The organism is Coleofasciculus sp. H7-2 (assembly GCF_042747725.1).
Taxonomy (GTDB): Bacteria; Cyanobacteriota; Cyanobacteriia; order Cyanobacteriales; family FACHB-T130; genus FACHB-T130.
The window spans coordinates 1-14,525 of the sequence record NZ_JBHZGO010000055.1 but is presented as its reverse complement, the minus strand read 5'-3'; the positions used below and the strand labels follow the sequence as shown (position 1 = coordinate 14,525).

Annotated in this window: 11 protein-coding genes and 2 pseudogenes; 2 read left to right on the top strand and 11 right to left on the bottom strand. The window is 46.5% G+C overall.

All coding sequences use genetic code 11. From position 1 onward, the window contains the following. Positions 1-221: 221 nt before the first annotated feature. The 10 genes from ACFW2W_RS12610 to ACFW2W_RS12565 form a co-directional block, all read right to left on the bottom strand. Positions 222-1,877 carry an urea transporter gene (locus ACFW2W_RS12610; protein ID WP_378178178.1) on the bottom strand — a complete coding sequence of 552 codons (1,656 nt, stop codon included), beginning with the start codon at positions 1,875-1,877 and terminating at the stop codon, positions 222-224. Positions 1,878-2,002: 125 nt separating this feature from the next. Then, entirely contained in the window at positions 2,003-3,397 is a 1,395-nt protein-coding gene (locus ACFW2W_RS12605) for a hypothetical protein (RefSeq protein WP_378178175.1), read from the bottom strand. Positions 3,398-3,659: 262 nt separating this feature from the next. Then, positions 3,660-4,154: a hypothetical protein gene (locus tag ACFW2W_RS12600; RefSeq protein ID WP_378178172.1), complete on the bottom strand. Its 495-nt coding sequence runs from the start codon at positions 4,152-4,154 to the stop codon at positions 3,660-3,662. Between the two features lie 127 nt (positions 4,155-4,281). Then, entirely contained in the window at positions 4,282-6,207 is a 1,926-nt protein-coding gene (locus ACFW2W_RS12595; RefSeq protein WP_378178169.1) for a histidine phosphatase family protein, read from the bottom strand. A 691-nt stretch (positions 6,208-6,898) separates the two neighbouring features. Continuing rightward, positions 6,899-7,603 carry a DUF547 domain-containing protein gene (locus ACFW2W_RS12590; RefSeq protein WP_378178166.1) on the bottom strand — a complete coding sequence of 235 codons (705 nt, stop codon included), beginning with the start codon at positions 7,601-7,603 and terminating at the stop codon, positions 6,899-6,901. A 27-nt stretch (positions 7,604-7,630) separates the two neighbouring features. Next, the gene (locus ACFW2W_RS12585) at positions 7,631-7,894 is read right to left on the bottom strand and encodes a hypothetical protein (protein WP_378178163.1); all 264 of its coding nucleotides are present in this window, start codon (positions 7,892-7,894) and stop codon (positions 7,631-7,633) included. Positions 7,895-8,186: 292 nt separating this feature from the next. Then, positions 8,187-9,623, bottom strand: coding sequence for a nickel/cobalt transporter (locus tag ACFW2W_RS12580; RefSeq protein WP_378178160.1), 1,437 nt, complete (start codon positions 9,621-9,623; stop codon positions 8,187-8,189). Next, on the bottom strand, positions 9,623-11,035 hold the full coding sequence (locus ACFW2W_RS12575) for a tetratricopeptide repeat protein (protein ID WP_378178157.1): 1,413 nt from the start codon (positions 11,033-11,035) through the stop codon (positions 9,623-9,625). The genes ACFW2W_RS12580 and ACFW2W_RS12575 overlap by 1 nt, the downstream gene beginning before the upstream one ends. Positions 11,036-11,235: 200 nt before the next feature. Further along, positions 11,236-12,552: a DUF4331 domain-containing protein gene (locus ACFW2W_RS12570; protein WP_378178154.1), complete on the bottom strand. Its 1,317-nt coding sequence runs from the start codon at positions 12,550-12,552 to the stop codon at positions 11,236-11,238. Between the two features lie 350 nt (positions 12,553-12,902). Beyond that, positions 12,903-13,640 (bottom strand): DVUA0089 family protein, encoded by a 738-nt coding sequence (locus ACFW2W_RS12565; protein ID WP_378178151.1) that lies wholly within the window; start codon positions 13,638-13,640, stop codon positions 12,903-12,905. A gap of 264 nt (positions 13,641-13,904) precedes the next feature. Here ACFW2W_RS12565 and ACFW2W_RS12560 point away from each other — a divergent pair, with 264 nt between their 5' ends. After that, positions 13,905-14,039, top strand: a complete 135-nt coding sequence (locus ACFW2W_RS12560; protein WP_378178148.1) for a hypothetical protein — start codon at positions 13,905-13,907, stop codon at positions 14,037-14,039. Positions 14,040-14,177: 138 nt separating this feature from the next. Next, positions 14,178-14,408, top strand: a pseudogene (locus tag ACFW2W_RS12555) (ABC transporter); the annotation flags it as partial. Between the two features lie 5 nt (positions 14,409-14,413). Here ACFW2W_RS12555 and ACFW2W_RS12550 read toward each other — a convergent pair. Beyond that, positions 14,414-14,525: pseudogene (locus tag ACFW2W_RS12550) on the bottom strand (IS5/IS1182 family transposase); the annotation flags it as partial.

The following is a 14,525-nucleotide window of genomic DNA, read 5'->3' as shown; positions in this document are numbered from 1 at the left end:
TGAGCAAGGATTTGACAATGCTGGCAAAGGACGTTAACATCAGTCATCATTTTTAGTTTGTGTGGGGGTAGAATACTACATTCTGCCCCCATTTTTTCCGTCTTAAGCTATCTTTCAACACTTCTGGAGTTGTCATAGACTAATGAACATCTAAGTTGTATGTTTTACTGGTTCTCTCAATAATCATTAGAGAGCATTAATATCAAGGCTGCGATCGCTCTTTACGTCACGAGCAGCACTTCAATAAATCGATTCCAGGTTAATGACTCTCCTCCCGTGCGATCGCGCAGAAATTCCACTTCCTCCTGAGTTAGGGGCGGTTCTCCTACACTAGAGAGCGCCGTATTCATTTCCTTGGTGCTGATAGATTCATCTTCGTCAGCATCGAGCGGTAGAAAGTAAGTGACAAACTCAGTGTACCTCGACATCAGACGGCGGTGACGCAGCATTAATTCGCCAAACTCTTCAAAATCGATCGCTCCACTTCCATCGCGATCCATCGATTTGAATAAATACGTCAACTCACCGTCTGAGAAAGCTTTTCCTGCCGATTGCAGATGTGCCGCTAATTCGTGAGTTGAAAGTTCACCACTGCGATCGCGATCGATGGCATCAAAGATATAGCGAAGATTGCCTTTGATTTCAACAGATGCCTGTTCAAATAAAACGTTATGACGTTCTCCCTTGATCGCCGCCGTCAGTTGTTTGCGAAAGTGGGTAATGATATCGCGAGCCACTAAGAAACGCTGTCGGTGTTCTTCGGGAGTGGCAACTGTATAAAGCGAGACGGGCACTAACGAGGGGAGCGATCGCTGCACAATTAGCAAACACCCTATTGTCACAATGGCAAAGGGCAAAGCCATAATCGGTAACTGAATTAGAGAGAATACAGGTACCAACAGAAGGCTAGCGATCGATGCCAGGAACGCAGAGGCTGCACCCAGCGAAATACTAAGGAGGTTTGGAGCGTAGAACATTCCGCCGATCGCCACAGCAGTAAGAACGGCGTTATAGCCCAAAAACCCGCTATACAGTTGATCGGGTCTGGTTCCCACTAGCAAACCTGCCAGCAGGTACATTGCACAACCCAACAATCCCACCATTGCACCGATGGGAGTAGAAATGACAACTGCTAGAAAAACCAGAAAGATGGAAATCAGATTGTCTACGAAAAAGACTTGCCCAAGACTTACTGGGAGGGATTGAGCCAGTCGCCATGCATCTAGTGAAACAGGAGAAGAAATGGGAGGAGGCGAACCCATATCAAAGAAGGGTTGAGGCACAACCGCAAGTAGCAGCAGGAAGGCAATCAAGACCAGATGCACAGCGATGCCAAGTGGAGCGACTCGGAAGCGAGTGGCAAACCATGTCCCTACCGTCTGTAGGACGATGGTTGATAGGGCAGAAAGAATAATTGCTGCGATTATCCAAATTGGATTCCAGACTCCGTTTCCAAACAGCCCTAAAAACGCGATTGTCGCACCAATAAGCAGTCCATTCAGACCAAAGATGCCATTTTGAATCGTACCTCGATCCAACTTGAGAGCGATCGCCATTAAATTGGCAGCGGCAGTCCCCAGTAAGCTCATGGTTCCCAGCCAGGGAGATTGGATAAAAATGGCAATGATAATTAGCAAACCACTCACGGGATTGTTCACAAAAATCGCCTGACCAATCCCGCGCAAGGTGGCATTGAAAAAATCGAGTAGGGGTTGATTGGCAAGCCGTTGGTTGAGTTGCTGCATCGTTCCCAAAACTGGAATTCCATAAAACAATTGCTCAGTGGCTGTTGTCTCAGAGTCCAGAATGTGGGAAATCAGTTCATGCAAAGGTAGTGGCTCATTATCTGCGGTTGCCATAGAAGATTGATCGACCATAGCTTAAGTTATTTATTCACTCTTTATTCTCTAACTGGGAAGGGAGTAATTCGCTGCTCTTTTCTTGCCCCTGCTCCACCACCAATTGATTACACAGGTATTTGAGGCTCATCACTATAGCCGTATTACTCTTGCATTCCGGTATAGAGCAGCCGGACAAATAAGCGAACACCATCATCATTTTTCAGGGTTGAATATGATGGAGCTTCACTGTTACCAATTGCACGCAAATCGGAAAGCAGTTCTGGATGGAACTGGCAAGTAAAGGAACGGCGAACTTTCTTGGTTTCAAAATCTTTATAGTTAATGCAAGTTGCCGAACACTCGGTGACAATCTCACCATCTAGCGCTGTCGAACAAAGAATTTCTATTGAATCGGGCAGTTGGATCAGCCATGACAAAGCGCTTCCAGCGATGACGTGGCGATAAGGAACTATGACGTCATGAATGCTGCGGTATGCCCAGTTAGCAAACAGAATGGCTTCTTCGTTTACTTCATCCGAGTGAAACATCGAAATTGATACTTCGCGCTCATATTGAATCGTCGTATCAATCACACCTTCATGGGCATCAGCTGTTACATCGTGGGCGTGGATAATTTCCCAAGGAATACTTAAGGCATCGCCGTCAGGAGATTGATAAGGTAACAACACGCGATCGCCTACTTCTTTTGATTCATTGCGCGTCACGGCAAAATGCTCATCATTCCAGCCAGTGGCAACTAAGCGTCCATCACGCTTTTTGACTTGCAGTGTCTTGCCTAGCGCCTCGATTCGTGCTGCCACTTCTTGCAACGATTTAATTGCTTTATCGTCCTTGTCGCGTTCCAAAGATGTCAGCGAGAGAATTTCTTTGACTGCACGCCGGATCAGTCGGATATGACATTCAGCAGCTAGCTGGTGTCCCACACAAATAAAGATGGCACTCGCACTGGTGGGCGATCGCGAAATTAACAACTTTTCCACCAATGCAAACATATCCTCACGCGGACACGCCGGACTTGTCCAAGTCGATGGATCGTAGGTCGATGGATCGCCGCCTTCCAAGATTACGGTATAACCGGAGGTAATTGCAGGAACGACTATTTCTGGATCGAGAACTCCAGTTGACCAAACAGGTAGTAATACTGAGTCCATATCGGCGATTTTTTGAGCAATGTAGGCAACATTTTTGGAAGCCCGAACATCTTCGCCAAGAGCGTTAACGCCTACGTGTTCCCAGGGTTCGATGATTGTAATACAGTTGCGTAACAAATTGGGATGTTTGAGTAGAAACTCCAAATCTTCCCGTGAATTAATGACTTTTTCTAAAGGCTTGGCGTGTCCCCACTCAAAAATGCCGTCTGAGGCAAATAGCTCTTTTTCTGCCAGTGGATCTTCTGAAGTTCTATCCGCTAAGAAACGACCTAATAAAATATGTACCGATTCAAAATCCGATCTACCTTCATGCAAGTATCCAGAAGTTAGTCTCCAGTCGGCTGTGGTGGTTTTATGCTTGTGAAATTTGATAGCTTCTATCATTTGACCTTAAAAATTGCTAATACGAAAGCAATAAGCTGATTTTTCAGCCTATATTTTTAGTTTATGTTCGTTGGAGTTTAACATCTTGCTTCTGAAGGTAGGGAAGATGGAGGAGCTGCTTGCTCATGTTCTCCATCTCCACCATCAACTAGGTTTTGAATATTCGGTAAAAAGTCAGAGATTTTTTGGCGTGTTCGTAAGAATGTTTTCGACCGCGCTTAGTACGTCTCTAATCTTTAATTCCCTCGTCAATATCGCGATATCAAGTACCTAAAACATCAGTACGCAATAGTGCTTTACGCAATGCAGTTAGGTTTTCCTCCGTATCTACCAATCTGCCGAGAGCAAGCGCAATATCATCTTCAACATTCAAAAGTTTAGCCGCCTTCTTGACAGCTTTTTGCTCTTCTGATGAGTAATCTTCATCGGCACGAGCCATTTGAATAGCGTGATACAACAGTGACCTTGTAGATGACCACGAAGAAACATCAACGGTAATTTTGGGCAACAAGTCCTCTAACTTAGCACTTTTGTAATCAAAAGATTTATATTTCTCCATGAGTTCTTCAGGAGCGCCAACCATTCGTTGATGATTCAGCAACCAGTTCATTTCAGCCTCTGAAACCTCTCCGTCAGCCCCAGCAATAGCGAGCAGCGCATACCCATAGTTAAGGTATGCTTCATAGGGGGCTTCGGAAATACCCAGCGTCTTTTTCATAAATTGAGATGCAGGTACTGCTTGCGTCTCATTGCTCATAATTTGTCTCCTTGTGCTGTTGAAAAACTTAAACTTGTACTCACAGGAATTGCACAGAGCCGGTATACTTAAATAGCCATTTTCTACCCTAGCATAATTTTGACATCATGACTGATTGAGTTAAAGTTCATGTTTGAGCAACGTTCAGGTTGGCTACCAACCCATACGTTGATACATACTCTTCTAATTCTGCTAAATCAACCGTGCCATTTTTATCAGAGTCAAGAGTGGCGAAAAGATAATCAGTGACGTACTTCCTGACTTCTTCAGAACTACGTTCGCCTGTTGTCATATCTTCTATTCGACCTAAAAGTTCCATAATCTCGTCTTTATTGAGTGCATTGCTTGCATCTGTATCCAATTGCTGGAAAAGTTTTCTCACATCTTCTGTTGCCATTCTCGAAGAACGCAATGTTTCTCGCAATAATTCATTACCAAATGAATTCATGAACAATATCTGCTCGACGAGTGGTATGCAGAAGAACCCCAGTGCTGCCCAAAAAATTGCATATCTTACGGCTTCCGGATTTGCAGTTGCACTAACTCCGAGGAAAAGAGCTGCCCAAAGGAAAAAATTGGGATTAACAAGCAGGATATAAGCATCCTGAGCTTCTGCCTTAATTAGCTTGCCTTTTGTAAATACTGAAGTTAATGCAGCCAAAACGCGCATTGAGATAAAGACCAAAGTTGCAATTGCCAACTGTTGCAGACAGGCTAGCGATCGCGTTGTATCTGTTGAGGAAAATAAGTCGCTTATGAATGTTGCTGGAGTAAACTGAAACCCAGTTGCCAAAGCCATAAATGCGACAGCAAGCACTCCGATAAATTTCCAGTTTTTACTGTGGTGATTTGATTCAACAGGAGATTTGTCACGCCACACTTGGGCTAAAGCTCCCGGTATTGCCAAACCAACAATTAGAATCACACCGAAAAAGATCAGGCTGGAAACATTAATGGGTAAATTGGCAACCCTCAATGTAGCCAGAAGCGCCAGTGGAGCAACAATCGATAACGTTCTTGACAAGACAGCCGACGGATAAAGATTACCGCCCCAAAGTACCGATAAAACTGGGGAAGTAAGGGCTGGCGGAACCATCCAAAATAGCACCCACAAAACTTTGTACAGATCGGCTTCGCTTTGATACAACAGTCCAGAAAATATTAAGGAAAGCCCAACTGCCCATCTCGCCACCATCCACCCGTACACCACATACTTCACAGTTGAGGTTATTTTGCGTTTACTCGCTGCAAAGTCAATGTCCAGGTAGGTATAAAACGTTGAGGCTGCAAGACAGGCAACGATGATCGCTCGAAATAGCTCTGACGGAATTCCTCCTGTAGAGGCAATTACTGCTCTTACTAAGCTTCCCAGTAAGAAGGCAGCGGCATAAAGCAAAATTGCCCACATAATTGAAAGATCGTTGATCTCTTTACGCAGGGAAGCGGCACCACCTGATTCCCTATCACGGAACTTAACGAGATCCACACCACTGAGAGCTTTACCATTAGGAAGTTTCAGGTGTTTATAAGCAGTCGGTGGTAAACCGCTTAGATAAAGTGCTAAAGGCTCCAACACATATTGGTGGCACACTACTAGAACAGTTTCTCCTCGTTCCAAGTGCGGTACAACCTTATCCTCGTAGAAACGGGCAGCGCGCTCGTAAACTTGGGCAATCTTCTCGCCAGATGGAGGTGCTTCGTTATGAGAATGTAACATTTCCTCGAAGCCTTCGTAGCCAAGAGCAAGACGTAGCAGATTCAGGTTACGTCCCGCAAAAATGCCGAAGGATTTTTGGCTAATTCGATGGTCGATCTGAACAGGAGTATCGGGCGATTTAAGCGCTTGACTTTCAGCAAGGGCGATTTCACAAGTTTGCCGCGCCCGCCTCATGTGAGAAACATATACTGCGTCAAACTTCGTACCTTTTTTCTTTAGGTCAACCCCGGCGCGACGTGCCTGCAACCTACCAAATGATGTGAGGTCAACATCCAGTACGCCTGCAAAAATGTTGCGTTCGTTACTGGTACTTTCCCCATGCCGAATAAAGTACACCTATCCTAGCAGATGCTCGTTTTTTGCTACTTTGTCGGCTGTTGAAAGCGGGTCTTTAGAGTTATAAAGAGTTTCCACGATAGATTACTCCTTAAGCTCGAAGTTCATATAGTTGAGCTAGTGCCCTTACCCCTTTATGAGTTGCCGAAGCATCGCGCACTAGCTCTTACCACACCAGTGCAGACACGTCATTGTATCCTAACGGCCCATTGCATGGCAGCGAAACATATAGTCGAGCAGTTCTTGCTGAAGCAGTCGCTCGTCGCTCGGTAACATTGTTGACTCAGGGACTTGGGAGATAACGTTGCAAAACCTCTGCTATTGTCCGTAACCTGAGTCCTTTCGGCAATTGATAAAGTTAATAAGCTAGGTGTGTCTCCAAACAAAAATTTGAGCCGAGTACACACCTAGCTGTTTTTTTCAATCCATGAAATTAATATATACCGATAGAATATTTGTTGAAATAGAAGTCGCGCTGCGTATACTGTAATTCAGCTTAGGAATTACGCAACATCACCACATAGTAAGGGCAACCACAGAGGGATTGCCCCTACAAAACGCTATATATATAAGCTTTGCGTAAGTCCTGAGCTTTTAATCAGCTTCCTATGTCCGAATATAGATATCAGATCGGCGGGGTAATCAACCGGATTTGATATCAAAGTGCATCTGCCGCCTGCTGAACTAATAACTAATAACTCTTTTTTCCATTTAAATTCCAATCGTAATATAGATAGGAAATAGGCGTCGAGGAGTCAATTGGAACGTCGGTTTTTAAATACAAGCGGATGTACTCAGGAATTGAAGGAGCAACTTTCAGCAAATCGCTCTTGTACCACTTAAAAATTTTGCTACAGTATAGCGTTCCCGTTTGGAAATCGTAGCGAACTTTATCGGGATTATTAATAAAACGGCTGGCGTCATCTTCTAGCTGAGTCCGCACCGATTCAGGAAAGTATGCACCATTTCGCAACAGCGGACAACCGATGGAAGCGCAAACGAGGGCGAAGTGGATGCGGGGTTCGTCAAATTCGCGGCGGAGGATGCTATGTTCGATTTGATTGAGGCTGTAGCGCTTACCTGCAAAGGAATAGGCGGGACGGATGAAGAACCACAAGAAAGCAAGCCAGTTGGGAATTCCTAAAATCTTCGGTCGGATGGAGGGGATGGGATAGCGTTCTAGAACTTGATTGATAGCGATCGCATTATATAAATTCAGCCACAGCGCTAACCGTTCATCTGGGTTGGGATAATCCCGCAAATCCAGTTGATGTAAGGAAGCCAGCCATTGGGAAAGGGCTGGCGATCGCTCTGAAGACCAAGCATGATAATCTACGCGACCTTCTAGATCGACGTATCGGCGCAGTAGCTCATCCCAGGCGGTAAAGTCGATCATGGCTGGTACTGCTTGCTACTCAACAATTCAATTTCTTGACGGTTCCTGCTGACGGTTCCTGACCGAAGAAGCTCTACAGGGTTGTCCAGCCGAGTCAACAAAATAGCAATTTCCAGCCCCAAAATTACTACTTAAAGAAGCATTATAATTTTGAGGAGTTTGAATGCATAATTTACCGAGATCCACCATTCTACCATCTTCAGTTTGTAGATAGCAAACCGGAATATCTATATTTGAAGCTGGAACCACTGGATAGGGAGAATCTGCCTGTAAGGGTAGGCTAAAAGCCATCCCAGGAAACAATGAAATTAGAACGGTAGATACGGTAGCTGTTAAACGAAAGCATCTCAACATTAGTTTTTCCTAAATTTTAATGGTTGATTTGATCGGTGGATTTTTAGATTAAAAACGGCTAAAAAAGTTTTGGGCGCTCGGTAATTGGAAATTATTCATTACTGCTGTTAATATTTCATAAATCAATTTGGATTGCCATACCTACTTAGCGGTATAAATGTCAATTTTTTAGAGAACGGGTTCGGCAAGCGATGCAATAGGAGCGATCGCTTCGCTAACACGCTACGATTTATAGCCGAACCAACCCGGTTTGCATCAAAGCTTGGGTGGTGATGCCTACACCCAAAAGCGCAATTACTAATGCACTCACCGCAGGCAAAATCCTCACGATCCGCATCTGAATCGGTAGCCGATCGAAGAAGCGCTTGCTGTAAACGAGTAGCAATCCCAACCCAGTTAGCACGCCTGCGAGTCCTAAACTAAATGTCAACACCAGCATCAGTCCGAAGCCGATCCGTCCCAGAGCGATCGCGCTTAGCAGCAAAACCAGGGCTGAAGGACACGGCACTAAACCGCCTGAAATACCTAGGACAAGCAGGCTACGCCAGGTAACGGGCGATCCATCCGCGCCTGGGGGTAAGTGCGAGTGATCGTGGTGGGAATGATCGCCGTGGTGGCTGTGATGAGGTTCGTGGTGATGAGGTTCGTGGTGATGAGAATCGTCGTGGCTGTGAGGTTCGTGGTGATGATCGTGGGAATGATCGTCGTGGCTGTGATGGCTGTGTGAATGGCTCTGGGAATCTGAAAAGCTATGATGCTCATGTGCAGTCGAGGATTTGCCGATTCTCTGACTCCGCAGGCGGTTGATGAACAAGTTGAGACCAATCACTACCACCATCAAACCGGAGAGGACACTGAGCCAGGGATATAACTGATCTGGCAGGATGTATTGAGAGGCAAACAGCGCGATCAGTCCTAGGGCAAACACGCCGGTGGTATGGGCGATTGTCGTCGCTAGCCCTAAAAATAGGGCGTGTTTGGGGGTGGCATGGGAACCCACCAAGTACGCTCCCACAATGGTTTTACCGTGACCGGGAGAGAGGGCGTGCATTGCACCCCACGCAAACGAGCCAGCGATCGCAATCAGCAAGCTTCCTCCTGACAGCCACGCCAATCCTGGCGGCATTAATGAAAATGTCTGGTTTGTGGGGCTGAAAATAAAGTTTTGCACCTGTCCGGAATGCAGAATAGTTGCAAGGCAAGTGGCGGTTGGCACTCCTGGCAGAAATAGATTGTAGTGGATTTGGAGTCCTTGAACCGGCTGAGGCCAGGTGTAGGTCAGCTGTAAGCTGCTGTGAGTGCCCGTGGTAACTTTCAAGTTTGGGGGTAGGGCGCTGGTTTCTGATGCGTTAATTGTTAGGGTAGCTTTTTGCTTCTGGTTATCGCTGAGGCGGATGCGATCGCTTAAGAATGTCTGCAACTCGGCTTGATGAGTGCGGACTTCATCGGGTGACAGCTGACTATCCTGGTTGTCGTCTGCAAATGTCATCAACCCTGTAGGAAAGGTAAGTGTCATTTGAGTTTCAGTCTCGCCCACCATAATCTCAGCTACTGACAAATCGGCCCAGTGAGAATAACTGGGGGTAGCAGCAGCGAACCAAAGTAATATAGCTCCCAAAAACGACAGCAGGCTCAGCGTGCCATATCGACGCCACTTTGCATTCATCAGTTCACCTCGGTTGCAGAATTTGAGTTGAGTCCTAGCGATCGCTGTGTCTGTTCGTCAAACGTCGGGTCGATTTCTTGAGCTTTTTGGAAGTAAGCGATCGCTTGGGACTTATTCCCCAGTGCCTGCTCAATCGTACCGGCGCGAGCGAAAATTCCCGCATCGCGCGTACCGCGACTTAGAGCTTTCTGCAATACCTGCTGAGCTTCCCGCCAACGTCCCGAACGGCAAAGCGCCCAAGCCAGAGTATCCAATGTATCTGCATCCTGGCGGATACTAACTTCTGCCTGCATTAAAGAAAGCGCTTCCGGCAAATCCTCGGAACGCCCCCGTTCCAGCAACAAGCGTGCCAGTTCGCGCTTGTGCCCAAAGGAAGTTAGATTTTGATGCTGGCGGATTAACGCTTCGGCTTTGTCCCATAACTCCATAGCGCCTGATTCGTCACCTTGCAAATGTTTCACCCGTGCCATACCTTGCAAGGCAACGTGATCGAACACATTCTGGTAGTTTGGTGAAACGAAAACTTGCGAGTAATGACGCTCAGCTGCTCGATACTCTCCGAGTCGAGTCTCCAATTCTGCCAAATTTACTAATCCCAAAGGATATCGCGGTACGATGCGTAACGCTTCCTGATAAAGTTCCTTGGCAAGTTTATGGTTTCCCCGCTTAAAGTAAAATCGACCCAGCATCGTCCGCGTCCAAGCCGAACTGCCTGTCTCGCCCGGTTCCTCAGATGCTAAAGCTTGTTGGAAATCTCGAATCGCCGCTTCATCTTGACCTTGTGCAACTTCCACCAATGCTCGGAGTGTTAAAGAGCCTACCGAGGGCATTCGGTTGATTAAAGCATTAGTGAGGCGGTTGGCTTCATCCACTTTGCCTATCGCCAAGTTCGACGTTACCAACAGTGAAATTGCATCTTCATTTCCAGGCTTTGTTTGCAATACCTGTTTTGCCAAGCGAATCGACTCGTTGAAGTCATGTTTCGCTTCCGCAATCCGAGCCAGCACCAGAATGGCACCTTCGTTATCAAAGGATAAATTAGCGAGCGATCGCTTTGCCGATTGCTCCGCCAATAAATACCAATTAGCATCTCCCGTCGCACGAGCCATCTTCAGATAGGCTTTGGCTAAGGAGGTTCGATCCAGTCCGTCCCCTGGATTTCGCCGAATCCGTTCCTGATAGAAAGCAATTTCCCGACCCAAAGCAGCGGTGATATTGTCTGAGGGTAACTGGGAAAAGGGATAACGATAAGCAGCGTCGAGTTCAGCACTGGGATTCCACAAACGCCCCCCTACCAAAACTCCGGCAATCGGTAGCGCAACTAAGAGCGGTATCCACCAACGCTTCCAGACAAAACGCCTACTCAACCCACCTTTCAATTTTTCGGATTTGTAATACTCAGCACGTTTCATGCTTCTGTCTCTAAGCTCGGTTAACCTCTCCCCCAACCCCTCCCCTAGTAGGGGAGGGGCTTTCAGTTATTCCCCCTTCCCCGTAAAAAATATTTATTCCGCTTCCCTCTCCTTATAGGAGAGGGTTAGGGAGAGGTGGGAAGGGGGTTAGGGGGTTAGGTTTTCATCCGCGATAATGTACGCAGTTCATCACTACTAACCTAGTTGGGTAGAGCCAAATAGGGGAATGCAGGTTGTAACGGCTTGTGTCCTTGTGCTGGATTACCCGGTGCGCCGTCGTAGGACACGTTATCACTCTTAACCTTCCCATCGGTGACGACAGTTAAGGTGATGTCTATGACATCATCTTTCAGCAAGCGACCCCGAATCGGGCTACCTGTTTTGGGATTGGTATTGCCGTATCCGCTGGGTCCCTTGGTGTCAATCCGCATCACATCTGGCAAAAAGGCACCCAACAAAGCGTTAGCTCGTTTCTCGGTATTCCCAAAAGCTATCAGCGTCTTTTTCACTTCCCCGACGATTGGCCCAGCGATCTTCGCAGCCGGTTGTTGACCCGCCAGAGCAGAAGCTTCAAAACCAGGGCTGACGGTGTTTAGGGCGTTTAGGAAGTCGTTTGTGACGACCAGACCCTCGTTGATCGCCGGTCGAGCCAGCCGCTCAAACTGAGTAAATTTGCCGTTGGCTCCGGGCACTGAAATCGTTTCCCAGACATCAAAAGTGGTTGCGGAGGTCGAGCCTTGTAAGAATTTAATCGGTACCCGGACTGCGATCGCGTTGACGTTGTATCCTCTAGCAAAGTCAATAGCTTGGTCGGGAGAACGGAACCCTGGGACTGCGGGACCAATGCCGAGAAAAGCGGCGCGAACCCGAAAATATTGCTCAACGTCGAAGAAGAATGGATCTTCCCGGAGTCCTGCAAATACGGCTAGGTTAGCGCCACCGCCGGATACCGGGTTAACGATTGGCGGCGCACTGGGATTGGGATTCAGCGGGGTGGTGCGGAGGTTCTTGGTTTGGAGAACAATCGCACCGTCCCGGATGGCGGTCATCGTGATGGTTTGTTGGCGATTCGCATCCGGGGGGCTAAAGGTGAATTGCAGAACCACATCTTCCTTGCCCGTAGGAGTGGCGTCATTATTAGTCACCCGCGACACTTTGAACTCGTACTTCGCTCTGGTACTGAAGTAATATTGCTGACGAGCTACCGATCGCGGGTTTGTATTCATAATCAAAACTAGATCGTTTTGAGACGCATTCGAGTTCTGATCTTTTTCCCGGAATACAAACAGGTCAGTTAAATTAAGATTACGTCCCTTGGCATCTACCTCACCATCATCATGGTCAGAAGCCTTGAGATAGAGAGGTGTCATCCCAGCGATCAAAGCTAATCCTAAAACAAGTACGCCCAATCCGATTGGGTTTCCTAAACCAAAGCGACGCGAAGGTTTTTTAGGGGAAGTTGCAATTTTGTTGAGAGACGCAGTTTCTTTCACGGGAACACAAGTTTTTTGCTTCATTTCAGGATCTCCTAAAGATGTATCCATTCAGTCACTTAATGGTGCGTGCGGAATGGGAAGGTTTATCTTCTTTTGAATCGCTAGGCTTAAAAGAAGTACGACTCGCAGTTAGTTATGGATTCTTCCCAAAGTCAAAAATTGCTTTTTAACTTGCTTTGGCGATTTCATTGCCACTAGATATTCGCTCTTTCCCTAGCCTCTGCATTGAGGAAATCGCACTTATCAAAAATACAGCGATCAAACAACAGGGAGTTGTTTTATTGCCGTTTCACGAACAAAGATGGGATAGCGAAGCGCTAACTTGTCAGTTCGCCGTTGTCCTCAATAACCAACCAGATAATCCTAGCTCCTCAGCTAGTGAATTTTTGTTTCTTTCTGTTGTTTTTTAGCTGAGAAACTGCGCCCAAGGCACCCAAAGCTAAAATGCCCCATGTTCCAGCCGGTTCGGGAATGCTTTCAGCGCTGCTTTGGGTGCTAGTTGTAACTCCGGTTAGGGCGATCCCGTATCTTCCGCTGGTAGCGCTCGTACCTGTAAAGCCGCTCAAGGAAAGATTTCCACCCGAACCAGTCGGTTCTAGAACTCCATCCGCTCCAGCCGAGAAAATTTTCCCGACCGCACTTACAGGATCGTAACCAGAGCTGGCAATAGCTAAATAGTAAATCCCAGACTGAGCGGGAGAAAACCCACCTGATGATAGAACTGATTGTGAATTTAAGCCAGGGATATCGTCATTCCCATAAATGCCCTTACCAGAAGCATCAAACAAGAATAACTGTGGATCTTCAAGTAGCTCAGTCGGGGCACCTAAAACATTATCAACTGGCAGCCCTACCAGCGTATCCAGGCTAAGTGTTGTAGCCGAGAATGTCTGCCCTCCTGTCAGAAAAATTTGGAATAAGTCAGCATCATTATTAGAAAGTGTCCCCGTAATAAACTCTAGTAGTTGCGACCCTGATGGGATAACTTGGGCTGTATTTAGAGTCTTACCGGCATCACTTTTCTCAGTGAATGTGGCAGCTTGGGCATGAGCTGATGATAACCCTGTAACCAGTACCGATATTGCTGCTATGTGCGCTAGTTTTTTCATTGGCGATTTCTACCTCAGTGGAAACGGAAGAGTTCCCTTTTTAATTTCTTGACTAAACAAATTACGGCTGTGGATTGGTTATGGATTGTTTTACAGCTCAATATATATCTTGAGATAGAGAAGAAGACTAAAAGCGCAAGTCAAAGAAAAGCAAAATCCAGCGGGTATTTCTCGATCTTGGTTGCGAAAAACGCCCTGAAATTCCGATTGAGCCTTTAACTTAATTTATCTGTAAAATTGCTATAAAAATATATCTTGGGAAAGATGCAAATAAACAATCGCTCGTCAAGATTGGTGAAGTACTGGGAACGCATCTGCCCAATTGAAGAGAAAGCGATCGCAAGTACAACAGTCACCAGAGGGCTGAGTCATCAATCACCATCACACGCCGTGGCATAACACCGATCTAGCGATCGCTCCGGCTATAAAAGAGTCGTGGGATGTCAGTAGGATAATTGCTACAGTAGTTAAAATCTGCTGTAACTATTGTCGCGTACTCGAATTTTGTCCCGTAAACTCTTCCGCAATCGGTTCCAAATCCGGCAGAAGTTGCCACCAAAGGCGCATCCCCTCAAGCGTCTGATTGACTATGGACGCAACTATCGTGTCCAAATTTGGCAGGCGACTGTTTGCTCAATTCTCAATAAAATCTTTGACTTAGCCCCACCCGCCTTAATCGGTGCAGCGGTGGATGTGGTGGTGAAGCAACAAGACTCAGCGATCGCTCAATTTGGCGTCAAAGATGTTTTTTGGCAACTAGACCTCTTGCGGAATTAAGATTTTTCAGCTATTTTTAGCTCATAGTTATAAATTCCTGCTAGCAGGTTTACTCGCAAGCCAAATCTCTTTCTTCTATTTCTATAACGGCTAGATAAAATTCGGAAT